The sequence below is a fragment of the Micromonospora sp. NPDC049101 genome (genome assembly GCF_040648675.1).
In the GTDB taxonomy this organism is placed as follows: domain Bacteria; phylum Actinomycetota; class Actinomycetes; order Mycobacteriales; family Micromonosporaceae; genus Micromonospora.
In genome coordinates, this window is sequence record NZ_JBEZED010000017.1 from 103,759 (window position 1) to 129,224 (window position 25,466).

Genomic DNA, 25,466 nt, shown 5'->3' on the forward strand with positions numbered 1-25,466 from the left:
ACCGAGATGGAACGGTTGAGCACGCAGCGCCTCTCGGCACCCGTACGCCTCCGGTTCGTGCTGGGCTCGCGCGCCGTGGACGTGGCCCTGCCCGGGGACGCGCCGCTCGTCGATCTGCTGCCGTCGGTGCTGCTCCAACTCAACCCGGAGGCCGCCGACCACGGCGCCGAGCATGACGGGTGGGTGGTGCAGCGCGTCGGCGAGCCGCCGCTGGACGAGGAGCACTCGGCCGTCGAGCTGAACCTGCTCGACGGCGAGGCGCTGCACCTGCGGCCCCGGGCGGAGCAGTTGCCGCCGATCGACTTCGACGACCTGGTCGACGGCGTGGGGGAGCAGGCGCGTACCAGCCCGTGGCGCTGGACGGTGGCCCGCACCCGCGCGATGCTGCTCACCGACGGCGCGGTGCTGTTGGCGGTGGGCCTGGTGGTGCTCTGGCTCGGCGGGCCGGCGGTGGTGCGTGCCACCGTCGCCGCGGCGCTGACCGTCGTGCTCCTCGCCGCCGCCGGCCTGGTCAGCCGGGCGGTTCCGGACCCGCAGACGGGGACGCTGCTGGCCATGGCGGCGGCGGGATACTCGGCGACAGCCGGTTGGCTCGGGGCGGTCGCGATCGCCCCGCACTCGGCACTCTCGGTGCGGATCTGCCTGGCGGCGCTGGCCGCGGTGGTGACGCTCGCCGCCGGGCTCTCCGCGGTGGCCGACGCCGGCCTGCTCTTCGCCGGTGCGCTCGCTCTCGCGGTGAGCGTCGCGGTTCCGGCGCTGCTCACCGCGGCGGGTCCGGTGACCCCACCGGAGGCCGCGGCGTGTGGCCTGGTCTTCTCGATGGTGGCGGCGTTGATGCTGCCGCCGGCCGCGTTCCGCCTCGGCGGGCTGACGTTGCCGCTGCTGCCCGGCAAGCCCGAGCAACTCTCCGAGAACATCGACCCCGAGCCGCACCGGATCGTCGTCGAACGGGGGAGCGCGGGTCTCGCGTACCTGGCCGCGCTCACGATCGGGGTGGGCGCCGCGCAGGTCCTGATGGCCGCCGCGCTGCTGGTGGCCGGCGGGCGCTGGGAGATGATCCTGGCGTTGTTGGCGGCCACCCTGCTGAGCATGCGAGCCCGGCACCTGAGCGGCCTGGTGGCACGGTGGGCGACGATGACCCCGGCCGTGGCGCTTGTCCTCTTCACCCTGCTCCGGTACGCCGCGGACCAGGGGACCATGGCGCGGGCCGCCGTCCTGGTGCCCACCGTGGTGGCGGTCGCCGGCGCGTTCCTGACCGCGGCGTCCACGCTGCCCGGCCGTCGGCTGCGGCCGTACTGGGGGCGGACCGTGGACGTGCTGGAGATCCTTCTCGCGGTGGCCCTGATCCCGGTGCTCGGCGCGGTGCTCGGGATCTACCAGATGGTCCGGGCCTGGGCCAGCTGATGGAGTCCCGCAAGGATCAGGTCCACGCCTACTTCTACACGGTCAGCCGCCTCAACTCGGCGGTGATGCAGGGCCGTCCCGACCCGCACGAGCCGCCGAACCAGCGTCCGCTCCTCGGTCTGGTCATCGGGATCCTGCTGGCCATCGTCGTCGCCGGTGGCTTCGGCATCTACGGCATCTTCCGACCCGGCGGAGACTCCTCCTGGCGGCAGGTGGGTGTCGTCATCGCGGTGAAGGAGACCGGCGCGCGGTACCTGCTGATCGAGGGGCAGCTCCGACCGGTGCTGAACTACGCCACCGCCCGCCTGGTGCTGGGCAGCGGCAGCCCGGCACGTCTCGTCCAGGTCTCCCGCAACTCCCTGCGGGGCGTACCGGTGGGAGCCCCGATCGGCATACCTGGCGCACCCGACACGGTGCCGGTGGCAGGCCGGCTCTACTCGGGTGCGTGGACGGTGTGCGCCCAACCACCCGAGCCCTCGGGTACGGCCGCCACCACGCTGCTCCTGGGTGACCTCGCCAGGCCTGTCGCACTGACCGACCGTGAGGGTTTTCTGGTCCAGACGACCGACCGCCAACGATACCTGGTCTGGCAGGGACGCCGTCACCACCTGGCCGACCAGGCCGCGGTGGCGCTGGGCTACGCGGCCGTCGAACCGGTGTTCGTGACACCGGCGTGGCTCAACCCCATCCCGGCCGGTCGGGACCTCGCCTTCCCCGCGGTGGGCGACCGCGGGAGGCCGGGACCGGCGATCGGCGGGCGAGTCAGCCTGCTCGGCCAGGTGTACGAGGTACGCAAGCCGGTCGGCGACGCACCCGAGCTGTTCCTGTCCCGGTCGGACGGATTCGTGCGGCTGAGCCGCACCGCCGCAGCCCTGGTCCTGGCTGATCCGGCGATTCAGGCGGCGTACCCCGGAGGTGGGGTAGCGCCGATTCCCGCGCGGCCGGACGAACTGGCCGGCGCCACGGTCGCCAGTAGCACCGAGTTCGTGGACGGCTATCCGCCCGAGCCGCCGAAACCGGTGAGCGGTGCGTCAGTGCTGCCGTGCGTGGGCTTCCGGCCGGCGCGGGACGCGGTGACTGTCACCCTGACCAGGATCTCGACGTCGGCGGCGCGGTCCGCCCTGCCGGTGCCGCGGACCGCTGTCGCGGCGGGCGGCATCGTGGACCGGATTTTGATCGCCGCCGGCACGGGGGTGCTCGCCCGCAACCCGTACGCGCCGGGCGGTGGTGGGGCGCTCTATCTCGTCTCCGAGTACGGCGTGAAGTTCCCGTTGCCGCCCAGGGGTGCGGAGGCGCTCGGCTACGCCGGCACGACGCCTGTCGACGTCCCTTCCGAGTTGCTGGAACTGTTGCCGACCGGTCCGGCGCTGGATCCGGCCGCGGCGCTGGTGAGCGAGACCTGGGGTGGTTGACGGGGGTTTTCCCCGCGAAGGGACCGGTGGGCCCGCTGCGGCGGTGTTGTCGCCAGACCCGCTGGTTGCATGAGCCCCACCAGGCGAGAAATACCGGATCACCACAGTCCAGAGCAGGGAGAGGAAGCCATGGCGAACGGTAATACCACCCTCGATCCGCGTACCGCCAATCGGGTCGCGGGGGACCACCGACAGACGGCCGGCGACGTCGACGCCGCGAAGAACAGGTTCAGTGCGGCCGTCGACCTGATGGACGACTACTGCGACGGCGCCATGATCAAGGCGTTGCTGGAGGCGCGCGACGACTGGATGGAGGAGGTGACCCGCATCGTCGCGGACCTCAACGAGATGGCCGGCAACGTGGACGGCACGGTGCAGGACTTCGACGAGCAGGATCTGGCGAACGCCGGCCAGGTCGGTGCCATCGGTGTGGGCATTCTCAAGGACATCTGAGCCAGCACAAGCGATCGGAAAGGGGACCGGCCATGTCCGGCAACGGCCTCATCGGCTATCAGTACGACCAGATCTTCGAGGGCATCTCGCAGATGCAGCGGGTCAACCGCGACGTCGAGGGTTACATCGAGAAGTTGTCCCAGGAGACCGGCCACGCGCTCGACACCTGGACGGGGCCGGCGGCCGCGAACTACAACCAGCTTTCGAAGCAGATCGAGGACAACTTCGCCGACATGAACACCATCGTCGCGGAGTTGGCCAAGGAACTGGGAATTCGTGCCGACGACATGAAGGAGCAGGACATCCGCTCCGGCAACCGGTTCGGCAACCGCTGAGCGTTTCGAGGTGACGCCGGGGGGCCCACGGGCTCCTCGGCGCATTCCGGCAGATCGTGACGAGTCCGAGCGGTGGGGGAATCGTGCCAACGGGTGAAGTTGGGTCCTTCGACGAGAAGAGCCCACCCACGGGAGAGACGTTCCGCAACTATGGGGTGTGGACGGAGATCGGCCCGTTCGTCGCGGACATCACCGAGCCCGGCCTCAACGCCGAGGGCGGCTGGGCCGAGGCCGAGGAGGCGTTCAACAAGGCGGAGGTCGAACTCGACCTCGTCCTGGAAGATTTCGACAAGCTGGCCAAAGAGCTGACCGGTGGGGCGAAGCCAGCCTTCGCCGGAGATGCCGCCGCCGCCTTCGACACCCATGTCGCGGAGGTGGTCGGAAAGAGCAGGAAGGGCGTCTACAACGTCCTCGACAGCAACGCCTACGGCACCAAGATCGGCGACGTCGGCGACGCCATCGTGAGCTTCCGCCGGGACTTCTGGGACATCATCGAGACTGGCCACCGACTGACCGACCGGCTGCGGGACTGGGTCACCTCCGAGATCGACAGGATCTACACCGGAGTCGACGACCAGAGCTCCAAGCAGGCGGACCTGGAGCGTGGGCTGGGCCAGGCCTACCAGGCCGGCGAGCGCTGGATCATGTCCAACCTGCGGGCACGGCTGATGGAGTTGTCCACGACGTACCAGGAGATCGGCGGCCGGCTGCTCCCGTTCGACATCGCTGTGCTGAAGCCGATCGACACCAGCAGCGGTGAGGACAAGAAAGACGACAAGAAGGACGACAAGAAGGAGGACGAGAAGGAGGACGAGAAGGACGACAAGAAAGAGGACGAGAGCGGCGGCGGTAGCGGTAGCGGCAGCGGTAGCGGCAGCGGTGGCGGTGGGAACAGCGGCAGTGGCAGCGGTAGTGGCGGGAACAGCGGGGGCGATGGCCGTTCGAAGGCCCTCGACGAGGCCGAGGGCGCGGTGTCCGAGGCCATCGACGATCTGAAGAACGGTGACCCCACGCATGACGCCGCGCTCGACGAGGCGAAGAAGGCCGCGACCGACGCGATCGAGGGCCTGTCCAACGGGTCCGGCAGTGGGGCGCCGTCGACCAGCGGCATCACGACCCCGGGGGAGCTGGCTCCACTGACCTCCGGCGGCGGAGCGCCTTCCGGTTCCGGCGGGGGAGCGCCTTCCGGCTCCGGCGGGGGAGCGCCCTCCGGTTCCGGCGGGGGAGCGCCGATCGGCGGTGGGACCTCCGGTGGTGACGCCGCGCGGGACAAGGCGCTCAGTGACGCGAAGGGCGCGGCGACCGATGCCATCGATGACCTCAAGAACGGTGACCCCGCACGTGACCGCGCGCTCGAGGACGCCAAGAAGGCGGCGTCCGACGCGATCCAGGGGCTCGGCTCGGCGGGTGGTGGTGCGCCCCCCACGAGCGGCGGTCCCGGCTCGGGTGCGGCGCCTGGCGCGGGTGCGCGCAAGGACGCGCTGAATGATGCGAAGAAGGCGGCCGACGACGCGATCGATGGCCTGTTGGGCGGGGCTGGCGGCGGCGTCCCGGTGACGTCCGGTGAACCCGGGAGTAAGAGTCCCGGTTCCGAATCCGGCAAGGCGGGGGGCGGCTCGGGTACCCCGGGTGAGGCCGCCGAGCAGGCGCGCAGGGACGCCCTCGAGGATGCCCGGGAGGCGGCCGACGACGCGATCGACGGCCTCGCTGGCGGCGGCGATTCGAAGGACGGGACACCACCGACGTCGTCGGCCGACCCGGTCGCCGAGGAGGCGCGCAAGGACGCGCTGGAGGATGCCCGGAAGGCGGCCGACGAGGCGATCGAGGAGCTGCAGGGCGGTTCGACCGCCGATCCGGTCGCCGAGCAGGCCCGCGACAACGCGCTGGAGCAGGCGCAGGAGGCCGCCGACGAGGCGATCGAGGATCTGATCGAGAAGCCGACAGGTGATCCGGAGGTCGACGCCGCCCGCAAGGACGCGCTGGAGGACGCCCGGGAGGCGGCGGACGAGGCGATCGAGGACCTGAAGGACGAGGACGCGGGCGACACCACCCCGAAGGAGGCGCGTGAGCGGGCGTTCGACGAGGCGCAGAAGGCCGTGGACGGCGCCATTGACGATCTCGACGGCGAGAGCACGACGGGCGGTGGCGCGGACACCGAGGCCAAGGAGGCCCGCGAGGACGCCCTCGCGGACGCCCGGAAAGCAGCCGACGAGGCGATCGAGGACCTGACGGGCAAGGGTGACGGCCAGTCCGACAGGGGCGACGGCCAGTCCGACAAGGGCGGCAAGGAGGGCGACGGCAAGGGCGACGGGGCCGCCGAGAAGGCCCGCGACAGTGCCCTCGTCGAGGCGAAGGAGTCCGTCACCGACGCACTCGACGACATGATCGAGGACGAACGGGCCGGCAGGGGTGAGGGCGACACTCCGGCCGAGCGCGAGGCACGGGTGGAGGCGCTCACCGACGCCAAGGAGGCCGCCGACGAGGCCATCGACGACCTGATCGACGAGCCCGGCGGCCACTCGTCCATCTCGGACTACCTCAACGGCAAGTCCACCGCCGGCGCGGACGGCGGCTCGGGTGGCGGCTCAGGTGGTGGTTCGGGCGGCGGTCCCGGTGGCGGCTCGGGTGGTGGTTCGAGTGGCGGTCCCGGTGGTGGTTCGGGTGGCGGGTTCGGCGGTGGCGGCGATGGCGGTGGTTCCGGCGGTGGCGGCGACCGCGGCGGGGAGAACCTGCCTGCCCCACTGGAGCTGGCGCCGGTGGTCTCGGGAGATCCCGGCAACTCTCCGTCGTCCGCGTTGTCGGCCGGCGCTCAGGCCGGTCAGGGCGCCGGGTCCGGAATGCCGATGTCCCCGCCGATGGGTGGCGGCATGGGCAACCAGGGCGATCGGGACCGTGAACGCAACACCTGGCTCGTCGGCGAGGACGGCATGTGGGGCGACGACGGCGAAGCGGTCTCCAGCAAGGCCGTGGGGAGGAACTGACCCGTGGGCAGCGCGAGACGAGGCCCGACCGGGCAGCCACAGACACTGCAGGACATCGCCCACGCTCTCGACGCGGCGTCCCCGTCGGACATGGAGGCGTCCGCCCGACTCTTCGACGAGGCCCGGAGCGGCCTGCGGGCGATCGCCGAGTCGTTCGACCGTGCGCTGGGTGAGCTGGACGACGCGTGGCGGAGCACCCAGGCCACAGTTGTCCGACTTGGCGAACCGTCACGTCGTACCCGGCAGTTGGTGCACAGCCTGGACGACGCCGAGTGCGGACAGCAGTTGCGGGTCACGGCGAACGCGCTCGGTGTCGGGCAGGCGCGGGTGCGGGACCTGCAGGTGCAGCGAGCCGCGGACGGCGGTCCTTCCGACGACGAGTGGGACCGCCGGGCGCGGGTCGTACTCCAGGGCCTCTCCGAGACGTACCGCGATGTCGGCCTCGGACTCGGCGGCCAGCACCCGCCGACGGCCGAGGCCGTCGACGAGCCGGGGATCCGCCACGCCCTCTTCGCGGCGGTGCGGGACGACCCGCCGGGGGTCGTGCTCGCGGCGGACTCCGCTGCCGCCGACCTCTTCCGCCCGGCGGCCCCGACGGTCCGGGCGGGTCAACCCGGCGACGCTGCCGCTCCGCCGTCCGGAGGCGGCGGCGGGGCGGGCGGCGGCGGCCTCCCGATGATGCCGCTCATGCCGATGGGCGGCATGGGGGCCGGCATGGGTGGCATGGGCGGTATGGGTGGCATGGGTGGCATGCAGAGCGAGGCCGGTGGGCAGCGTCGCAGCAGCACGCTCGCCCAGGGCGACCCGACGGTGTGGAAGGACGCCGATGCCGGGTGGAACGTGCTCGGGCGCAGCGAACGGGTCGACGAGCACATTCGGGAAGGGCTCCGCAAGGAGCTCGGGGACGGGAGGAAGGGTGACCGGAATGGCTGACCAGACCGACCACGGGCCAGGCGGCCCAGGACTGAACGCGGTCTTCGCCATGCTCGCCGAGGAGCGGCGCAAACTGGATGAGTTCCAGGCCAAGATGCGCGCGGCCAGCACCACCGTCGAGTCGCCCAACAAGATGCTCAGCGCCGTGTTCGACGGCCGGGGCGAGCTGGTGAAGTTGACGTTCAACAACACCAAGTACCGGGGCATGGCACCCAACGAGCTGAGCAGCCTGCTGGTCGAGACGCTGCGCCGGGGCCGCGCCGAGGCGTTCGGGAAGATCGACGAGATGGCCGGCCGGGACGTGGCGCCCGGTGTCTCCTTCGGCGACCTGGCCAGCGGGAAGGTGGATCTCGACGTGGTCGTCGGAGCACTGATGACCTCCGCGATCGACCTGCCGTCGATCGTCCGGGCCGCGAAGAGTGAGGCGGGCCGGGCCGATGGCTGACGAGACGAGGATCGACCCGGAGGGGGCCCACCATCTCTTCAAGGTGGTCGGCAGCGTCGCCGACGACATCGAAGACGCCCTGACGCGGGTCAGGAACATCCGGGCGAGCCTCGACGAGCCGTGGGGCACTGACGAATACGGTCGCAAATTCGCGCAGCAGCGGGAGCCCAACGCCGAACAGACGCTGGGTTACGTTGCGACGGTGCGTGACGGGATCAGGGAGCTGGCCCGTGAGGGGCATGGCGCGGTCGACGCTCTCGTGGACCAGGACAAAGACAACAGCGCCAACCTTTCGTAGGTCCGCGTAACCAGCCGCATCGGGGAGTCTCGGTGTCTGTGGAGGTAGGACGAGCGTGAACCAGCGGCGAATCACCGTCACCCAGTCGGCGGCCTCCGGGTACCGGACACTCACGGACGCGCTTGCTGCGGCGTCGGACGGGTCGGTGATCAGCGTCCAGCCCGGCAGCTACACCGAGAACCTGGTGCTGACGAAGATCGTCACCATCACCGCCGAGGACGGGCCGGGCACCGTGAGACTGACCGCGCCGTCCGGCGTCCCGGTCGTCCTCGCGGCGGAGTCGGCCGCGCTGTCCGGGCTGTCGATCATCGCGACCGATGCCGACAGCCCGGCACTGGCCCTGGTGATGGGCCAACTGAGCGTCACCGAGTGTGAGCTTGTCGCGTCGTCGTGGGCCGCCGTCTTCGTCCGGGACAGCGGCTCGCTCACCATGCGCGACAGCCTGGTGCGCAACGAGGTCGGCGCCGGGGTCGTGGTGACCTCCTCCATTGGCAGCGTGCTCGACGACTGCCGCATCGAGCGGCTCGGCACCTCGGGCGTCGTCGTCGCCGAGCGCGGCGAGCTGCGGGTCCGTGCCTGCACCGTGCGGGACGCCGGCGGCAACGGCATCTGCCTCAACGGGCAGGGCCGGATCTCCATCGAGGACACCGAGATCATCGGTACGAGCAAGCCCGCGCTCGCCGCCGAGCAGCAGTCCGCGGCCACCGTGCGTCGGCTGAGTATCCGTGACACCAACGGTGTCGGCATCTACCTGGCCACCGCCGGGGCGTGCCTGCTGGAGGACTGCACCGTGGACGGCTGCGCGGCAGACGGGGTCTTCACCGACGAGCGGTGCACACCGGTCCTGCGCCGTTGTCGGGTCAGTGGCGCCCGGCGCGCTGGCTTCCGGTTCACCGGTCGTGCGGGCGGCCGGCTGGAGGCGTGCGTCGCCACGAAGATCGTCGGCGTCGGCGTGAGCGTCGGCGACCGTGGCACACCCGAACTCACCGACCTGGTGGTCAGCGACTGCACCGAGGCCGGGGTGCACCTCGACGGCGGCGCGGACCCGCTCTTCCAACGGATGCAGGTGCACGGCTGTGACGGAGCGGCCGTCGAGGTCGTCGGTGGTGCCCGTGGTCGGTTCGAGAATCTCACCATCGAACGCTGCGGTGGCGTCGGCATCTCGGTCAGCGGCCGCGCCCAGCCGTCGCTGAGCGGTCTGAGTATGCGGGGCAGTGCCGGCGCGGGTGTGGTCGTCGCCGATGCGACAGCCTCGTTCAGTGACTGCGACATCGCCGACGCGGGTGCCGACGGTGTGTCGGTGGGCGCCGGTGGGGACGTCTCACTGACCGGGTGCAGGGTCCACGCCGCCGAGGGGGGCGGATGCGTCTTCGGCGACGAGTCGCGGGGGACGGTGACCGACTCGGAGTTCACCGCGAGCGGTGGCGACGGCATCGCGGTGCGGACCGGCGGTTCGGTGCGGCTGATCGGCTGCGTGGTGCGGGACAACCAGGGCTCCGGGGTACGGCAGACCGTGCCGGACAGCCAACTGACGGTCGAGGAACTCGTCAGCTCTCGCAACAGGCTCCCCGACGCGTACGGCACGGCCGCCGTTGCCACCGCCGAGAGCGCCCCCGCCGCCGAGACGACGCCCGAGGGGGAGCGGCACATCGTCGCCCGCGGCTCCGACCCACTGCGTGAGTTGCAGTCCCTCGTCGGACTGCACGGGGTGAAACAGGAGGTGACGTCACTGATCAACCTCAACAAGATGTCCAAGCGCCGTCTGGAGGCCGGCCTGTCCGCCCCGCCCATGGCGCGGCACCTGGTCTTCGCCGGTGCGCCCGGCACCGGTAAGACCACCATCGCCCGGCTGTACGGGCGGATCCTCGCCGAGCTGGGGGTGCTGCGCAAGGGGCACCTCGTCGAGGTCGCCCGCGCCGACCTCGTCGCGCAGATCATCGGCGGCACCGCCATCAAGACGACCGAGGCGTTCAACTCGGCCCTCGGGGGTGTCTTCTTCATCGACGAGGCGTACACCCTCAGCAACAGCCGTGGCGGCACCGGGCCGGACTTTGGTCGGGAGGCCATCGACACCCTGGTGAAGCTGATGGAGGACCACCGGGACGAGGTCGTGGTCGTCGCCGCCGGCTACTCCGCGGACATGGAACGCTTCCTCCAGGCGAACCCGGGCCTGGAGTCACGCTTCAGCCGGACCATCGAGTTCGCCAACTACACGCCGGCGGAACTGGTCACCATCGTGGAGAACCAGTGTGTCCGGCACGACTACCAGCTGGACCCCGCCGCGGCGTCGGCGCTGCTGACCCACTTCGACCGGATCCCCAAGGACGGCACCTTCGGCAACGGCCGGGAGGCCCGTAAGGTCTTCGAGCGGATGGCGGACCTGCAGGCGTCCCGGTTGGCGACCGCGTCGGACGTGACGACCGCCGAGTTGGCGCTGCTCACCGCCGAGGATCTCCCGACCGCCGTCATCGGGGCGGGTGTTGCGGGGATGTGAAGATCCGCCCGCCGGACGCAGCATGCCGGAAACACCGGGGCTCTAGCATTCCCCGGGGGCGTGCTGCGGACGGCATCTCCACCGATTGACAATGTGGTTGTCCCGAGTCAACTATGTGGTGGATCTCGGGGTGGGGTGCGGGTGGAACGAGATGAGACAGGATTGGTGGGTCTCGCGTGGGAGCGGTCCCATCTGTTGCTCCGGAGTGGCCCCGGGTGCCGTCCATGATGTCCGCGGCCTCGGCGCCGCTGGGCAGCGGTCCACGGCGCGGCTCCGCGACCGCGTTGCGGTGGGTCGCGGACAATCTCGCGGTCGTCGGGCCCGACCCGGGCGGCACCATCGTCGCGATGGCGCGCCTGTTGCCGTCGGAGCCCGGAGTCGTCACGGTGGTCGGTCAGATCGTCGACCCGGACGACTGGGCCCTGATCACCGAGGTTCTGCCGATCGCGGTTCCGCCCGGGGCGGCTGCCCGCCTCGCGGTCAGCGGCACCGGCACGACCCCGACAACCGGTCCGCCCCCGGCCGCGGCCCTGGCCCGACAGCTCCAGGCCGACGTGTACGCGCCGAGCGGTCAGCTCCTGCTCGTACCCGGAGGTGGCCTGTTCGCCGTCGACGGTTGGCGCTGGTTCCGGGCCGACGGCAGCGTCTCCGACGGTGGCCACCGGTATCCGCCGCCACACTGGGAGGCCGAGGTCGACACCCTGGTCCGGCACGTCGGCGCGGGCCTCAGAGCCCACTGCGTACCGGCCGGCCTGTGGCTGCACGCGGACGCCCCGGACCTGCCGGCCCCGAGTCCGGACGACCTGGCGTACGCGGTGCCGATGGACGCCGACCAGGTGACGGTGGTGCTCGGGCGTCCCGGGGCGGCCGCGCCCGGCGTCGAGGCGACGCTGTCGATCCTCGACGCGCTGGATCCCTCGATGGTCATCGCCCCCTACGGCGAGGCCGCGGACGAGGCGGTGCGCGTGGCCGCCACGATCGCCGACCGCTGGGAGCGTCCGGTCGAGGTCGCGGCCGGCCTGCCGATCCTGGATGACGAGCACCGGCTGGTGTCGGTCGCGATCGATCCCGACGGCGACACCTGGTGGACACCCCCGGTGGCACGGTTGCGGTGCGCTCCGGGCGTCCCGGCGATGCCGATCGGACCTGTCGACTTCCTCGCCGACCTGCGACCGGCCGGCCCCGGCACGTTCCGGCTCGACGAGCGCTGGGTGGTCGAGCCCACCCAGTTCGGGATGTGGGTGCGACCCCCCTTCGCCGGCCAGCACACCGGCGACGTCCGCCGTCGCCCTTGGCATCCACAGTGGTTCACCATCGCCGTCGGCCTGCCGGGTCTGCCCCTGCCCGACGACGTGTTGCCGATCCTGCACCTGTTGTTGAACCGCCTGCCGGCAGGCGTGCGGGCCCGGACGCGTTTCGTCCCGGAGGAGCTGAGCCACCTGCTGGCGCCCGACCCCGTCGACCGGCCCGACGTGGTGCTCGCGGCACAGCGCTCGACACCACCGCGCTGGTGGCGCCGCGACAGCCGGCTCTTCGCGGTCCTGCTCACCGCCGACGCCCGCACCGGCACGGTGCACACCGATGCGGGCGAGGTCGAACCCGGGCAACTGGGCGAGATCATCGCCGCGTACCGGGAGTTCGATCCGCGTCCGGTCCTGCTGGTCTCCTCCGCGCCCGTCGCCCCGGAGATCGAGCAGCAGGTGGCTGACCAGATGCAGGTCGTGACGATCGGTCGGCGGACGGACGGCTGGTGGGCCAGCCTGCCCCGTCGGGTGGACCGTACGCCGCGCCCGGCGTTGCGTCTCGCCTCGTCCTTTCCCTTTCGGGAGGAGGACCTGACCGTGTTGCTGGCACCGGCCCGGTCCACGCCGCCGCGGGTCCAGGACGGCACGGACGACGACGAGCCACTGCTGGCGTTGGCCCGGATTCCCGAGGGTACGGACATCCGGCAACGAACCCACGAGGCCGGTCTCCGTACCGTGGTGGCGGCGCGCGGCCCGGACTGGCGGCGGCCGTTCCTGCTGGCGGGCCAGCCGGTCACCGCCTGGGACTTCGCCACGGTCGTCGCCGACCGGCGGCCGGGCTGGGTCGGCGGGCGGGACGTCGTCTGGGTGGAGGCTGGTCAGCTCACGGAGCCCCTGCTGCGACTGCTCGCCAACTACCTCGGCTGCCCGGTCGGCGCGCGGGCCGGGCTGGTGCAGGACGCGCCGCCGGCCGCACTGGCGTCCGGATGGTGCACGGTGCCACCGCGTGTCGACGGTGGCGAGGGTGATTCCGGCCAGGACGGGCGCGGAAGCTTCACGGAGCGGGAGAGTCACGAGCATGAAGAGTCCTGAGCGAGGGGCGACGCCGGAATCCGGGGCCGCCGGCGACGGCCCGGCCACGGCGCGCCAACCGTCGCCGGAGGCCGGTGACCGGGGCCCGGCCCCCGGGGACGTGCCAGCGGCCCAGGGCGAACGCCGACCCCCGGGGCAGCGAGCGGTGGCGCTGAGCGGATTGCCACCCTATGCGGCGCCGCCCGCCGATTCCTCGCCTGCGGCCGCGCTGCCGCCCGCGCCGCCGGTCCCGATCGCCGACCGGACCCGGGTGCCGGCGCGCCGGCCCGCCGCGGATCGATCGGATACCGCACCGACGGTGCTCCGGCCGCCCAGGCCGGTCAACCCGGCGTCGACCCTCCCGCAGGCTCCGGCGCCGATGGCGGTGGTTCCCGCCGCTGCGACCGGCCTGCCGCCGGCTCGGCAGGAGGCTGCCACCGGCCAGCCGGCGGCACAACCAGACGGCCCGACCGCCCTGCCGCCGGCCCCGCTCGCGGCCCCCGTCGACAGGTCGGCGGCTCCGCTGGCGGCCCCGGTCGACAGGTCGGCGGCTCCGCCAGCGGCCCCGGTCGACAGGTCGGCGGCTCCGCCAGCGGCCCCAGTCGACAGGTCGCCGGGCGACGTGGCACCCGTTGTTGGTGACACGCCGCGCGTGCAGCCGCCCCCGCCCGCCTCGACCGCCGAGCCCGCCGTGCCGGAGCCCGAGCCCGAGCCCGAGCAGAGTGACACGACCGGAAGCCGCCCCTTCGCTACTCTGCTGCGGCCCTGGTCCGTGTCGCTCCTCCTGGTCGGGCTGGTGGCGGTCGCCGCGGTCACGCTCGGCAGCCGCCTGCCCGACGATCGCGCCGATGATCCGACAACCCCGCCCGGGGACGGTGGGTTCGTGATCACCGCGGGTCCGGGTTACGGGCCGCCACTGCCGCCCGGGAGCGGCCCGCCCAACACGGCGCCGACCCGGTCGGCGTCGGCCCCGGCGGCGCCGTCCGGGTCTGCGTCACCCGTACCAGCACTGCCCGTACCGGCACCGCCCGCGACAAGCCGCACCGCCGCCAGCAGCGCCGCGAAACCTCCCGGCGACTCGGCGCCGAAGACCAACGGCCCCGTCTCCGGCCTGGCGAACCCCTCGGGCAGGAACCTCGCGTTGAACCGCCCGGCCTCCGCCTCCAGCTTCGAGAAGGACTGGTGGAGCCCCGCGTACGCGGTCGACGGCGACGCGTCGACCCGTTGGGGAAGCGTCTTCTCGGACCCACAGTGGATCTCCGTCGATCTCGGCGAGGTGTACGCGATCACCACGGTGACCCTCAACTGGGAGCACGCGTACGCCACCGCCTACCACGTCGACGTCTCAGCCGACGGCGCCTCCTGGAAGAGGATCTTCACCACGACGTCGGGAGCGCCCGGCCCCGTGCTCATCCCGGGGGACAAGGTGCCCGCGCGGTTCGTCCGTGTCACGGGCACCAAGCGTGTCAGCCAGTACGGCTACTCACTCTGGGAGTTCGGGGTCTCCTGACTCAGCCGCCGGCTTCGTGGGTGTAAAGCTCCTCCTCGGTGACGACAGGTGCGATGGTGTCCTCCGGTCGCCCGACCCGCGCGGCCGAACCGAACAGCGGCCCACGTGCCGGTTGCACGGGGGCGAAGGCGGCGAAGCCCTGCCGCTTCGGAATGTCGTCGTAGACCGCCTCCATCCCGCCGCGCAGCAGGTAGGTCTCGTGCCAGAAGCCGGTGCCGCCGCTGTCGCGCAGGAAGTTACGCCACCAGAGTCGGTGCGGCTCCGAGCGTGCCCAGGACAGGAGTGCGGGCAGGTCCCGCCAGTACTGGCGGATGCCGACGTGCATGGGAAAGAGCGACCACAGCAGCGACTCGTGCTGGAGCAGGCCCTCGGGCTTGTCGACCGCGGATCGGCCGATCTGCGGGCCGTAGCCCAGCAGCGTCCGCAGGCCGTAGAGCCGGTTGACGCGCATGCCCAGATAGACGACCACGAGGTCCGGATACGACGACAGGTCGACAGTCTGCCGATTGACGCTGGTGTGCACCGCGGGCTCCCCTCGGATGGGAATGTGACGGGGCCAACGCTAGGCAGAGGCACGGAACAGGCACGGAACAGGGACTGGACGCCACCGTCTGCCGAGCCGTCCGGCGGCGGCGTGTGGGGCGGCGTCAGCGCCCGGGCAGACCCTCGCCGCGTTCGGCGAGGAATCGTTCGGCGCGGCGCGCGAAGAGATGGGCTCCGGACGCGGTGCATCGGGCGTGTGCCTCGTCTGCCGCCCGGACCGCGGCGAGGTGCTCCCCGCGTGCCTGTAGCAGTCGCGCCCTGAGCAGCAGGAGCAGCCCTTCGGCGTAACGCTGGCCGTAGTCCCAGATGGCCTGGTCCGCCCGGTCGAGGGCGGCGTCGGCTTGCTCGGGCATGTCGGCCGCCAGCCACATCTCGGCGATCAGCGCGTGGTGGAAGGCGACACCCCACTGTGGTGGGTCGAGCAGGTGGGCGACCAGTAGCTCCTCGGCCTCGGCCGCGGCCCCGGCCGGGTCGTCGCCGGTGAGGGCGCGGGCCCAGCACCAACTTTGCCGGATGTAGTGGTCGATCTGGGAACCGAGGCGGCCGAGGCCGGCAGAGACCCACCGTTCACCAGCTCGTCGTGCCAGGGCCGCGTCTCCGGCCATGGACGCGATCATGGTGGTGTAGTAGACCCACACCGAGGCCGCGTACGGATCACCCGGCACGTCCCAGGTGTCGACGAACGCCAGCGCGGTGTCGACGTCGCCGCGCAGCGCGGTCATCACGGCCCGCCATCCGGGCCCTTCCCCCGGGATGCTGCCGTCCCGCCGAAGCGGCGTCTCCTCGTCCGGTGCGACGGCACCGCCGGGAGAGGTGCGCTCCTCGGTGGTGAACGCCCGGTAGGCCGCGTCGATGTGGCCGATGTCCCACTGGTGCAGGCCCCAGGCCTGCCGCCCGTAGCGGCGGATGATCGGATCGGAGGAGGCCTGACCGTGCTCGTGCATGCGGCGGGCCAACCTGTCGCGGCCCTTCTCGATGCAGGTGTACGCGCCCATCAGGCGGATGAAGAGGAAGTCCGCGGCCTCCGCCTCCCGGCCCAGGACACGGGCGAGGTACTCGCCACGCTCCAGCAGGTCGAACGTCGACGCGTCATACCCCGACTGCCGCCGCACGACGATGGCGAGCAGCGTGAGCGCGGACAACTCCAGCTCCATCAGGCCAGCGGCCCGGGTGACCTGGACGGCGAAGCGCAGTTGCCGGTTGGCGGACTCGAAGGCGAGCTTGGACGCCGCGCGGCGCCCGGCGCGCGTCAACGCCTGCGCGGTGCGGACCGGCTCGGCGAGGGGACCGGCGGCCCACAGGTGGAACGCGAGCCGTTCGGCGACGTCCTCGTCGTCGCCGTGGGTCCGTTCGAGCGCGTCCGCGACGCGCAGGTGCAACCGGATGATCTGTTGTTTCGTCGTGGTCTCGGAGACCGACTCCCGCACCAGGTCGTGGGCGAAGCGCAGCGACGACGGATCGTCCGGCCCCGGTTCGAGCAGCCCGAGGGCGTGCAGCGGCTCGAGGCGTTCGAGACAGTCCGCGATGTCCACGTCGGCGGCGCGGGAGAGCAGTCGCACGTCGATGTCGCGGCCGATGAGCGCGGCGACGTGCAGCAGGTCACGGGCGCGGTCGTCGAGCCCGGCCATCCGGTCCCGGACGACGTCGCGCACGGTGGACGGAACCCCGGCGGGTGCGGCGCCGTCGTCGAGCGCGCCGCCCTCGCTGAGCAGCCGGGACAGCTCCCGGACGAAGAACGGGTTACCGGCGGTACGGGCGTGGATGGTACGGGCGACGGCGTCGTCGAGGCGGTGGCCGGCCTCGTGGCGGACGAGTGCGGCGACGTCGGCCAGACCGAGCGGGCCGAGCCGGAACCTGCGGTGCCCGGGTAGCCGGCTGACCGCGGCGAGAACCTGGGAGAGGCCCGAGTCGAGCACCGGCGCCCGGTCACGAAGAGCGCCGATGATGGCGGTGCGGTGCGGCAGCCGGCTGGTCAGATGACCGAACAACTGCCGGGAGGCGCCGTCGGCCCACTGGAGGTCGTCGAGTATCAGCAGCGTCGGGCGTGCCGCCGAGGACTCTCGGACGAGGGCGACGACCTGTTCGAAGAGTCGGAACTGGGCAAAGCTGTCGGGAACCGCCCGGCTGGCGCCGTCCCCGCGCCCGAGAAGGCCGCCCAACTCGCTGGCGAGCCACTGACTCCGGTCCGGTGCGGGTAGCTGGTCGACGAGAGTGCCCAGCGCCTGTTCCCAGGGCCACATCGACGGTGTGCCGTCGCCCTCCAGGCAGCGGCCCCAGACGACAAGGACGCCGAGCTGGTCCGCCATGGCCGCGGCCTCTTCCAACAGGCGGGTCTTGCCGACGCCCGGTTCTCCCTCGATGATGCCGATCGCCGTGCCGCCGGTGACCGCACCGTCGACGGTGCGCCGCAGCACGGCGAGCTCCTCGGTCCGGCCGACCAGGTCGGGTGCCGTGGTCGCCCCCGCCTCGCCGCCGGTGCCGACGGGGGGCCGCGGTGCCGGTAGCTGCGTCAGGACCCGCCGGTGTGCGTCGTCCAGTGCCTGGCCCGGGTCGATGCCGAGTTCGTCGGCGAGTCGTCCGCGGACGGTCTGGAAGATCGTCAGCGCCTCCGCCTGGCGTCCGGCGGCACCGAGGACTGCGATGAGCGCGGCCTGCACGGGCTCGTGGAACGGTGCCATCGATGCCGCGAGTCGCAGCGCGGGAAGCACCCGCTCCGGTTGGCCCAGCGCCACCGCGTGTTCGGCCGCTGCCGCGCACGCGTCGTGGAACTCGTCGTCGAGTGCGGCGAAGACCGCCGTCGCGCCTGTCCCGGCGACGATGCCGCCGCCGGCGGGACCACGCCAGAGGTCGAGCGCCGCGACGTAGTGATCGAGAGCGGCCTGGTGGTGGTGCTGCGCCAGCGCGGCCCTGCCCGCGTCGACGAGCTGACGAAAATCGGCCAGGTCCAAGGTGCCGGGAGCAGGGGCGAACAGATAGCCATTGCCGCGACGGTGCAGGAACGAACCGGTGCCACGAGCGGGAAGCTGGGGTTCGAGGAGGCGTCGTAGCGCGCCCACGTACTTCTGGATGACGTTGAGGGCGCTGGCGGGGGCGTCATCGCCCCAGACCAGGTCGATCAGCTCGTTCGTGCTGGTCAGCCTGCCGGCGCGGGCCAGCAGCAGAGCCAGGAGGTAGGCCTGTTGCCGGGGCCCGGCATTCAGCTCGAAGCCGTCGCGCCAGAACCGGAGCGGGCCGAGGATCTGCAGACGCACCGAGGACCCGCGAGTCGGCACCTCCGCGCCGCCGGGCGGGATGGAATGGACTGACACCGCCACGCTTCCCGACCCCGAATGGACATGACTCGACCGTCGCCTGCGCCCACCTGCACGACGTACGTGGACCACGCGGATTCTACCGTGCCCACACGTCGTCCCCGCCATTCGCCGGGGTCGACTTGACGGGCGCTGGACGGCCCGGCGGCCCCCATGATCGGCGCGTTCAGTCGCTGTCCACGCCCGGTGCCTACGGTCGAACGCGACAGCACGAGGGATCAACGAAGGGGAATGCCATGGTGGGTGGGGAAGACAAGCCGACGATCGTTCTCGTACACGGCGCGTTCGCGGACAGCAGCGGCTTCGACGCGGTCGTCCGGCGGCTGCTGGCCGACGGGTACCCGGTGCTCGCCGCCCCGAACCCGCTGCGCGGCGTCGCCTCCGACGCGGCCACCGTCCGGGCGTTGCTGGGCAGCGTCGAGGGGCCGGTCGTGTTGGTGGGCCACTCCTATGGCGGCGCCGTCATCTCCACCGCCGCGGCTGGCAGCGACCAGGTGCGGGCGCTCGTCTACCTGGCGGCGTTCGTCCCGGACACCGGTGAGGCGGTCGGGGAGTTGGTCGTCAGGTTCCCGGGGAGCACGGTGAACGAGTCGCTGAAGGCGGTGCCGCTGACGGACGGCCAGGTCGACCTGTACATCGACCCGGCGGTCTACCATTCCCGCTTCGCGGCCGACGTGCCCGCCGAGGACGCGGCGGTGTACGCGATCGCACAGCGCCCGGCCGCCGCGGCGGCATTCGGCGAGCCCGCGGCCGGACCGCAGGCGTGGGCCACGATCCCGGCCTTCACCCTGATCAGTGGCGCCGATCTGATCATCCCGCCGGAGACGCAGGAGTTCATGGCCAAGCGGGCGGGGGCCACGGTGCGAGTGGTCGACGGCGCCTCGCACCTGGTGTTCGTCTCGCACCCGGAGACCGCGGTGGCCCTGATCGAGCAGGCGGCGCACGAGACCGCACGCTGACCACAGCGGCCCCGCCGGGGCGACGGCCCGGGACAGTCTCTCCACGAGCTGCCCCGGGCCGCGCCGTCGCTCACCCGGATCCGCCAGGTCCCGTCGAGCCGGACCCGATCGTCTGCCGAGGTCGTGGCCGAGCCAGGTCGATCGGGGGATCCGGCGCGCGTCGGACGACGGCCACGACGTACAGGAGCAGGCCGGCGGTGGTGAGGACGAAACCGGCCCACACGGTGGACAGGGTTCCCCAGCCGGCGTCGAGGGTGACCGCTCCGCCGATCGCGCCGAGAGAGTTGGCCAGGTTGAGGGCCGCCAGGTTGAGGGCACCCATCAGCGTCGGGGCGTCGGGTGCGAAGCCGGTCAGTCGCACCTGGATGGTGGGGATCGCGTACATCATTGTCGCGCCGACGCCGAACAGGCACGGCAGCAGAACCGCCAGGTTGCCGCCGGCCAACCCGATCAGCACGAGGAGCCCCAGCACGGCGCCGTAACCCCAGATCAGACCGCGGTTTTCGTGCCGGTCGGCGACCCGGCCACCGAGGTGGTTGCCGACCGCCATGCCGAGGCCGAAGACGGCGAGCGCGAGCGGGATGAGCGAGGCGTCCCGCCGTGCGGCGTCAGTGACGAACGGGCCGATGAACGTGTAGACGGCGAAAATGCTGGAGATGCCGAGCGCCGCGACGGCGACCATCAGCCAGACGTTGCCCCGACGCAGCGCTCTCAGCTCGTTCGCGACCGAACTGCCGCGTAGGTCGTCGGTTCGCGGTAGCCAGGCGACCAGGGCGACACCGGCGAGCGCACCGACGGCGACGACCGTCCAGTACATGACGCGCCAGCCCGCGCTCTGACCGATGAGGGTGCCCAGCGGGGACCCGGCGATGGTGGCGACGGTGAGGCCGCCCATCACGGTGGCGAATGCCTTGCCGCCCCGGCCCGGCCCGTACACGTAGGCGGCGACGACGGCTCCCGCACCGAAGAAGGCGCCCTGCACGCTGCCGGCGACGAATCGGAAGAGGACGAGCAGCGTGATGTTCGGTGCCAGCGCGGAGAGCCCGTTGCCGACCAGGAACAGCACGATCAGGCCGATCAGCAGGGTGCGCCGGTTGGCCCGGGCGGCGAGCAGGATGATCGCCGGGGAGCCGAGCACCACCCCGATGGCGTACGCGGTGATCGCGTACGTCGCGACGGGAATGGACACGTCCAGATCGGACGCGAAGAGCTGGATGATGCCGTTGCTGCCGAACTCGCCGGTGCCGATCGCGAAGGTGCCCAGTGCCAACGCGAGCAACGTCAGCTTCGGATATCTGATCGGTGGCTTCGTGGATGCGCGCCGACTCTCCTCGGCGGCGCACTGGCCTTCGTACGCGTGCTGGTGCATGGTGTCGGACCGCGTCGCGTCAGCGCGCGGCGCGCTTGATGAGGTCGGCCGTGACGGCGGGTTGCGAGATCATGGCGACGTGCGACGCGCCAACCTCCCGGACCTGCGCACCGGCCCGCCGCGCCATGAACCGCTGTGCCGCGGCCGGCAGCACCTGGTCGTTGCGCGCGACGAGATACCAGGACGGGATGGTCTTCCACGCGGGGGCGCCGGAGGACTCCCCGAGGGCGCGTAGGTCGGCCGGCCGCTGCCCGGCCCACATCAGCTCGGTGGTCGTCTTCGGCACGTCACCCGCGAACACCTCCCGGAAGAACTCCCGCTTGATGTAGCCGTCGACGAGGCCCTCCGCGTACGGCCGGAAGTCGAGTGCCGCCTCGCTGAGCCTGCTCCCCGGGTATGTCGTCTGGAGACCCAGCAGCGTCTCGCCCTGATCGGGCGCGAACGCGGCCACGTAGACCAGGGCCTTCACGTTGGGGTTGCCGGCCGCGGCGTTCGTGGTGACGATTCCGCCGTAGGAGTGCGCGGCGAGGACGATCGGGCCACCCAGGGTGGCGAGGACGCTGGCCAGGTAGGCGGAGTCGGCGGCGACGCCGCGCAGCGGGTTCGCCGGTGCGAGGACCGGGTAGCCCTCGCGGATGAGTCGGGTGGCGACGTCGTTCCAGCCGGACGCGTCGGCGAAGGCGCCGTGCACGAGGACCACAGTGGGCTTGGGCTGGTTACCGGGCCGGGGGTGGGCCTGCGCGGCGGGCGCCCCGAGCACGGCGCCGGTCGCGGCGGCAACGGAACCGGCAAGCAACGATCGACGAGTTGTCGTCATTGAAGTAGACCTTTCGATAATCGTTCTCGGTCGTGATTCCGGCTCAACCTAGATCGCATTACTTGACGAGCACTGAACGATGCCGCCGGCCGGTCATCGACCAATTCCGTCTTCGTCAAGTCCGTCGACCTAATCTGCGATCATGACGTCGATGAAGAGCGAAGCGGCCATGATGTTGGGCCTGCGGCTCCACGTTCTCAGTTACGTAATCGCCAATCCGGCCCAGATCGTGGTGTGGTGGTTCGCCACGCCCGACCATTTCTTCTGGCCGGTGTGGTCGATCCTTGGCTGGGGTGTCGGGCTGGCATTCCACGTCTGGGCGACAAGAAGATTCCTGGCCGGATCGCACCGCGCGGGGCAGCCCCACCCGGGGCGCTGACGGTGTCGTTCCTCCTGGAGTTCGTCCGCGATCCCCGTACGGTCGGCGCGATCGCGCCCAGCAGCACGGCGCTGGCCCGGGTGGCCACGGCGGCGGTCCCTCGAACCGGGTCCCCGGTCGTCGTGGAACTCGGGCCCGGCACGGGTGCCTTCACCGCCGCCATCCAGCAGCGCCTCGCAGGACGCGGCCGGCACATCGCGGTCGAGGTCAACCCACGGTTCGCGCGGCGACTTGCCGCTTTGCACCCGGCGGTCGACGTGGTGCGGGCGGACGCGACAGACCTCGCCGGGGTGCTCGCGGGGCGCGGGCTCAGTCAGGCCGATGTCGTGGTCAGCGGCCTTCCGTGGGCGGCCTTCGCGGAGCACCACCAGCGCGACGTGCTGGACTCGGTGGTCGCCACGCTGCCACCGCACGGCGTGTTCACCACGTTCGCGTACGTGCACACCCGGTGGACGGCGCCCGCGCGGCGTCTACTGCGATCCGCGCGGGCGATGTTCGACGAGGTCGTCATCAGCCGGACGGAGTGGGCGAACCTGCCGCCCGCGCTCGTGTACTACTGCCGTCGCCCGCAGTGACGGCTTGCTGAAGGGAGCCCTACCGCCCACCTGAGGCCGTGCTGGCGTCGACCGCGTCCGGACCGCGGCCGGTAGGGCGCGGCCGGCCTGCCCGCGGTCGCACCGCGCCGCGGGTGGGGTCGGGTCGTCGCGTCGACGCTGTCGACGGCCGCGACACGCCTCGGGCGACCGGTCGGCGTCACCGCGGCTCGCCGTGGGCGGCGAGCGCGCGCAGACCGGCCAGGTCGAGCACCGCGATCCGGCGGTACCCGGTGCGGATCAGCCGTTGCGCGCGGAGCGTGCGCAGCGCCCGCTGGGTGGTGTCCGTCGCCGCGCCGACCAGGGTGGCAAGCTCCGCCTGGTTGAGCTCGACACCGATGACCAGCTCGTCGTCGTTGGTCCAGCCGCAGCTCGCCGCGATCTCGGCGAGCACCCGGGCCAACCGTACGTGCACCGGAAAGGCGGCGAAGTCGGCCCGGCGATCGTTGGCCCAGCGCAGGCGCTGGCCGACCGTCGCGGCGACCTGCGCGGCCACCGCCGAGCGGCGGTCGAGGAAGCGGAGGAAATCGGCCTGCCGGATGACGGTGCAGACCACCTCCCCGCAGGTCGTCACGGTCGCGGAGCGACCCTGACCGCTGATCGCGGCGAACTCTCCCACGAGATCGCCAGGCAGGCGGATCGCCAGCAGCCGGTCCGCGCCGTCCGCGCTCGTCGTGATCTTGACAAAGCCGCGCCGGATCACCTCGACGTGGGTGTCCCGCGCTCCTTCGGTCAGCAGGCGTCGGCCGGGCGAGACCGTACGGGTCACGCCGAGCGCCAGCAGCTCCGTGCGGTCGGCGGGAGTGATCCGGTCCAGGAACGACCCCTCCGCCCAGACCGCGTCGACGTCCAGCGGTACGGCAGACATGACCGGGCCTCCTTGGGGGTGGAACCGGGCGAGAACCCGTCCTTCCCCGGAATACCGCTCGTCGGGCCGGGATGCAATACCCGCAGAGGACCGGATGCGTTACCTGACGAGGGGAGTTGCCGTGGAATCCCATCGCTGACAGTCGTACCGCTCCCTTCGAATGGTGAATCGCCGGCCCAGCGGGCACGCACCCCGCTGGGCCGGCGATCCGCCCGCCGGTCCGTCAGATGTGTGACAGATGACCCGCAGGGCGGTGCGGCACGGATCGGAGGGGATATGGCTACCTGTCACCCGTCGACCGACACCCGCTGGGTGGTGGCCGGGCCATGAGCACGCCGCCGCCGGCCGGAGAGCCGCCCGGGGAACTCTCGTCCGAGCAACGGGCCCGCCTCCTGCGGCTCTTCGAACGAGAGTTCGGCGCGGCGTGGCGGGCCACCCTCGCGGCCGGAGCGAACCCGGCCACCCTCGCGGACGCCACCGCTGACCAGGTGCGGGAGATGTGGTCACGCGCCGCCGTCGGCGACGATCCGCAGCACCTCGTCGACGATCCGGCGAACCGTCCGGTCGTCGGCGAGCAGGACTGACAGCCGCTCCTCCGGGGCCGGCACATCGTCTGGCGTACGGTCCATCCGCTCACTTCCGGTGCCGGCGCCGAAGACCACGCCGAGCACCTCCACCACCGCGTCGGCCGGGTCCGCGCCGTCGCGAAGACGATGACCGATCAGCTCGACGGCGGCGGCGGCGAGATCGGCGAGCCGCCCCTCGTCCCGCTCGTGTGCATCGATCACGACAAGTGGTCGGGGGCCGGCCACCCCGTCGTCGGAGACGGCGAGCACGGGGGCGCACTTGTGGCCGAGCGGCCGCTCCACGTAGTCCGCGTACCACCGGGGCCGCCGCCGCATCGCGGCGAGCACCCGCTCGATGTCCAGCGACAGCAGCGGGCTGTCGCTGCCGGCCAGGTCCCCGGTGGCGGCCTCCCGCCGCTGCGCCCAGCTGTCCAGCGGCCACAGCTGCGTCCCGGCGGTGGTGGGAACGCCGACCCAGGTGAGGATGTGCACGGCCAGCTCGGTCAGCCAGGGATCACCGTCGAGTTCCGCGGCGAGCCAGGCCGGTACCCGGGGGCGTTGCAACGCGCCCCGACTGCCGCGCCGACGGCGGTGACCGTCCACGGTGGCCGCGGTGAGCCGCGCCGACAGCCACCGCTCGACGTCGACGATCGGCACCTTGGCGTTGGTGAGCAGGTCGGACACGACGGCCTCGACGTCGTCGTGGTGTCGGTCGAGGCAGTCGTCGGCGAGTCGCTGCACCGAGGTGGCGCAGACCCAGTGCCCCCGCCGGCGTTCCATCGGACGGGTCACCCGGGCGAAGACGATCGGCCAGACGATCGCGTACGCGGCTCCGCTGAGCCGGGCGTGGACCTCGGGCGTCGCGGACGCGACCACCGTCGACAACTCGCCGCGACGGGCCAGGTCGCGCAGGTCGTCCACGGCGGCACGGGCGCAGTGCTCCCCAGCCGTGCGAACCGGAGAGCGTCGCACGGTCGGATCATCCGCGATCGTCATGACGCCCCCTCCAGAATGCGAAATGAGTCACGTCGCCGGCGACTTGCACATTGCGCCGGAAAAGAATCCGGCACTTACCAACCACAATGTGGCGAGTAGGCGGCGATGGCGAGCCCTCGCTCGTCGAAGAAGCGGTTCGTCGTGCATCGCTGGCGAATCCGGCGAGCCGTGCCGGCCCTCCCGTCGACCCCGGCACGGCCGTCAGGGCGACCGACCCCCGTTCGCAGCCCGGCCGATCGGCGGCTCGGCACCTGGGCCGAAGTGTGCTATGACCATCCACTGTCTTCACCCGCATGGCGCGGATCGATCCCTCGTTCGCTGAGACGGCGACGTGACGCGTCCATCCTCGTGGGCAGGGGGCATCGACACTGGCCAGAAAATGGCCCTTTTCCTGGCCAGATAATGGCCGTGGACGGGATACTCGGCGCACGACAGGACCACGGGCCCGCTGGAGTGCCGGTAACCTCCGCACGGTCCTGACGGAC

Annotated in this window: 21 protein-coding genes; 15 read left to right on the forward strand and 6 right to left on the reverse strand. The window is 71.9% G+C overall.

Annotation, left to right across the window (positions count from 1 at the left end; all coding sequences use genetic code 11):
• Positions 1 to 15: 15 nt before the first annotated feature.
• From eccD to AB0B57_RS23330, 11 genes are all read left to right on the forward strand, one after another.
• Positions 16 to 1,404 (forward strand): type VII secretion integral membrane protein EccD, encoded by a 1,389-nt coding sequence (eccD, locus tag AB0B57_RS23280; RefSeq protein WP_357073443.1) that lies wholly within the window; start codon positions 16 to 18, stop codon positions 1,402 to 1,404.
• Positions 1,404 to 2,816 carry a type VII secretion protein EccB gene (gene eccB, locus AB0B57_RS23285; RefSeq protein WP_357073446.1) on the forward strand — a complete coding sequence of 471 codons (1,413 nt, stop codon included), beginning with the start codon at positions 1,404 to 1,406 and terminating at the stop codon, positions 2,814 to 2,816. The genes eccD and eccB overlap by 1 nt, the downstream gene beginning before the upstream one ends.
• 129 nt (positions 2,817 to 2,945) lie before the next feature.
• Positions 2,946 to 3,269 carry a hypothetical protein gene (locus AB0B57_RS23290; protein WP_357073449.1) on the forward strand — a complete coding sequence of 108 codons (324 nt, stop codon included), beginning with the start codon at positions 2,946 to 2,948 and terminating at the stop codon, positions 3,267 to 3,269.
• Between the two features lie 32 nt (positions 3,270 to 3,301).
• Complete coding sequence (locus AB0B57_RS23295) at positions 3,302 to 3,604, forward strand: WXG100 family type VII secretion target (RefSeq protein ID WP_357073452.1); 303 nt, start codon at positions 3,302 to 3,304, stop codon at positions 3,602 to 3,604.
• Between the two features lie 83 nt (positions 3,605 to 3,687).
• On the forward strand, positions 3,688 to 6,585 hold the full coding sequence (locus AB0B57_RS23300) for a hypothetical protein (protein ID WP_357073455.1): 2,898 nt from the start codon (positions 3,688 to 3,690) through the stop codon (positions 6,583 to 6,585).
• 3 nt (positions 6,586 to 6,588) lie between these two features.
• On the forward strand, positions 6,589 to 7,518 hold the full coding sequence (locus tag AB0B57_RS23305; RefSeq protein ID WP_357073458.1) for a hypothetical protein: 930 nt from the start codon (positions 6,589 to 6,591) through the stop codon (positions 7,516 to 7,518).
• Positions 7,511 to 7,963, forward strand: coding sequence for a YbaB/EbfC family nucleoid-associated protein (locus AB0B57_RS23310; RefSeq protein WP_357073462.1), 453 nt, complete (start codon positions 7,511 to 7,513; stop codon positions 7,961 to 7,963). The genes AB0B57_RS23305 and AB0B57_RS23310 overlap by 8 nt, the downstream gene beginning before the upstream one ends.
• Positions 7,956 to 8,261 (forward strand): hypothetical protein, encoded by a 306-nt coding sequence (locus AB0B57_RS23315; RefSeq protein ID WP_357073465.1) that lies wholly within the window; start codon positions 7,956 to 7,958, stop codon positions 8,259 to 8,261. The genes AB0B57_RS23310 and AB0B57_RS23315 overlap by 8 nt, the downstream gene beginning before the upstream one ends.
• Before the next feature lie 55 nt (positions 8,262 to 8,316).
• Positions 8,317 to 10,755: a right-handed parallel beta-helix repeat-containing protein gene (locus AB0B57_RS23320; protein WP_357073468.1), complete on the forward strand. Its 2,439-nt coding sequence runs from the start codon at positions 8,317 to 8,319 to the stop codon at positions 10,753 to 10,755.
• 224 nt (positions 10,756 to 10,979) lie between these two features.
• The gene (locus AB0B57_RS23325; RefSeq protein WP_357073471.1) at positions 10,980 to 13,091 is read left to right on the forward strand and encodes a hypothetical protein; all 2,112 of its coding nucleotides are present in this window, start codon (positions 10,980 to 10,982) and stop codon (positions 13,089 to 13,091) included.
• A 631-nt stretch (positions 13,092 to 13,722) separates the two neighbouring features.
• A complete protein-coding gene (locus tag AB0B57_RS23330; RefSeq protein WP_357073473.1) occupies positions 13,723 to 14,580 on the forward strand; it encodes a discoidin domain-containing protein in 858 nt (285 codons plus the stop codon).
• 1 nt (position 14,581) lies between these two features.
• On the opposite strand, the gene AB0B57_RS23335 is transcribed toward AB0B57_RS23330, so the two are convergent.
• Positions 14,582 to 15,103 carry a DUF4188 domain-containing protein gene (locus AB0B57_RS23335; protein ID WP_357073476.1) on the reverse strand — a complete coding sequence of 174 codons (522 nt, stop codon included), beginning with the start codon at positions 15,101 to 15,103 and terminating at the stop codon, positions 14,582 to 14,584.
• A gap of 124 nt (positions 15,104 to 15,227) precedes the next feature.
• Complete coding sequence (locus tag AB0B57_RS23340; RefSeq protein ID WP_357073479.1) at positions 15,228 to 18,431, reverse strand: BTAD domain-containing putative transcriptional regulator; 3,204 nt, start codon at positions 18,429 to 18,431, stop codon at positions 15,228 to 15,230.
• 239 nt (positions 18,432 to 18,670) lie between these two features.
• Between AB0B57_RS23340 and AB0B57_RS23345 the strand changes: the two genes are divergently transcribed.
• A complete protein-coding gene (locus tag AB0B57_RS23345) occupies positions 18,671 to 19,393 on the forward strand; it encodes an alpha/beta hydrolase (RefSeq protein ID WP_357073482.1) in 723 nt (240 codons plus the stop codon).
• A gap of 70 nt (positions 19,394 to 19,463) precedes the next feature.
• On the opposite strand, the gene AB0B57_RS23350 is transcribed toward AB0B57_RS23345, so the two are convergent.
• Complete coding sequence (locus AB0B57_RS23350; protein ID WP_357073485.1) at positions 19,464 to 20,762, reverse strand: MFS transporter; 1,299 nt, start codon at positions 20,760 to 20,762, stop codon at positions 19,464 to 19,466.
• A gap of 19 nt (positions 20,763 to 20,781) precedes the next feature.
• The gene (locus AB0B57_RS23355; RefSeq protein WP_357073488.1) at positions 20,782 to 21,579 is read right to left on the reverse strand and encodes an alpha/beta hydrolase; all 798 of its coding nucleotides are present in this window, start codon (positions 21,577 to 21,579) and stop codon (positions 20,782 to 20,784) included.
• A gap of 142 nt (positions 21,580 to 21,721) precedes the next feature.
• Between AB0B57_RS23355 and AB0B57_RS23360 the strand changes: the two genes are divergently transcribed.
• Together AB0B57_RS23360 and AB0B57_RS23365 are read left to right on the forward strand one after the other, a co-directional pair.
• The gene (locus tag AB0B57_RS23360; protein WP_357073491.1) at positions 21,722 to 21,958 is read left to right on the forward strand and encodes a 2TM domain-containing protein; all 237 of its coding nucleotides are present in this window, start codon (positions 21,722 to 21,724) and stop codon (positions 21,956 to 21,958) included.
• A gap of 2 nt (positions 21,959 to 21,960) precedes the next feature.
• Positions 21,961 to 22,533: a methyltransferase domain-containing protein gene (locus tag AB0B57_RS23365; protein ID WP_357073494.1), complete on the forward strand. Its 573-nt coding sequence runs from the start codon at positions 21,961 to 21,963 to the stop codon at positions 22,531 to 22,533.
• 178 nt (positions 22,534 to 22,711) lie between these two features.
• On the opposite strand, the gene AB0B57_RS23370 is transcribed toward AB0B57_RS23365, so the two are convergent.
• On the reverse strand, positions 22,712 to 23,419 hold the full coding sequence (locus AB0B57_RS23370) for a Crp/Fnr family transcriptional regulator (RefSeq protein ID WP_357073497.1): 708 nt from the start codon (positions 23,417 to 23,419) through the stop codon (positions 22,712 to 22,714).
• Positions 23,420 to 23,745: 326 nt separating this feature from the next.
• On the opposite strand from AB0B57_RS23370, the gene AB0B57_RS23375 reads away from it, so the two are divergent.
• Positions 23,746 to 24,003, forward strand: coding sequence for a hypothetical protein (locus AB0B57_RS23375; protein ID WP_357073500.1), 258 nt, complete (start codon positions 23,746 to 23,748; stop codon positions 24,001 to 24,003).
• Here the strand turns inward: AB0B57_RS23375 and AB0B57_RS23380 are convergent.
• The gene (locus AB0B57_RS23380) at positions 23,923 to 24,981 is read right to left on the reverse strand and encodes a hypothetical protein (RefSeq protein ID WP_357073503.1); all 1,059 of its coding nucleotides are present in this window, start codon (positions 24,979 to 24,981) and stop codon (positions 23,923 to 23,925) included. The two genes, AB0B57_RS23375 and AB0B57_RS23380, sit on opposite strands and share 81 nt — an antisense overlap.
• Between the last annotated feature and the right edge of the window lie 485 nt (positions 24,982 to 25,466).

Bases quoted from the DNA above. Each gene is read 5' to 3' on its own strand.
- eccB (WP_357073446.1), top strand. From the start codon at position 1,404: ATGGAGTCCCGCAAGGATCAGGTCCACGCCTACTTCTACACGGTCAGC.
- AB0B57_RS23325 (WP_357073471.1), top strand. From the start codon at position 10,980: ATGATGTCCGCGGCCTCGGCGCCGCTGGGCAGCGGTCCACGGCGCGGC.
- AB0B57_RS23380 (WP_357073503.1), bottom strand. From the start codon at position 24,981: ATGACGATCGCGGATGATCCGACCGTGCGACGCTCTCCGGTTCGCACG.
- AB0B57_RS23315 (WP_357073465.1), top strand. From the start codon at position 7,956: ATGGCTGACGAGACGAGGATCGACCCGGAGGGGGCCCACCATCTCTTC.
- AB0B57_RS23310 (WP_357073462.1), top strand. From the start codon at position 7,511: ATGGCTGACCAGACCGACCACGGGCCAGGCGGCCCAGGACTGAACGCG.
- AB0B57_RS23350 (WP_357073485.1), bottom strand. From the start codon at position 20,762: ATGCACCAGCACGCGTACGAAGGCCAGTGCGCCGCCGAGGAGAGTCGG.
- AB0B57_RS23370 (WP_357073497.1), bottom strand. From the start codon at position 23,419: ATGTCTGCCGTACCGCTGGACGTCGACGCGGTCTGGGCGGAGGGGTCG.
- AB0B57_RS23345 (WP_357073482.1), top strand. From the start codon at position 18,671: ATGGTGGGTGGGGAAGACAAGCCGACGATCGTTCTCGTACACGGCGCG.
- AB0B57_RS23355 (WP_357073488.1), bottom strand. From the start codon at position 21,579: ATGACGACAACTCGTCGATCGTTGCTTGCCGGTTCCGTTGCCGCCGCG.
- AB0B57_RS23360 (WP_357073491.1), top strand. From the start codon at position 21,722: ATGACGTCGATGAAGAGCGAAGCGGCCATGATGTTGGGCCTGCGGCTC.
- AB0B57_RS23375 (WP_357073500.1), top strand. From the start codon at position 23,746: ATGAGCACGCCGCCGCCGGCCGGAGAGCCGCCCGGGGAACTCTCGTCC.
- AB0B57_RS23295 (WP_357073452.1), top strand. From the start codon at position 3,302: ATGTCCGGCAACGGCCTCATCGGCTATCAGTACGACCAGATCTTCGAG.
- AB0B57_RS23290 (WP_357073449.1), top strand. From the start codon at position 2,946: ATGGCGAACGGTAATACCACCCTCGATCCGCGTACCGCCAATCGGGTC.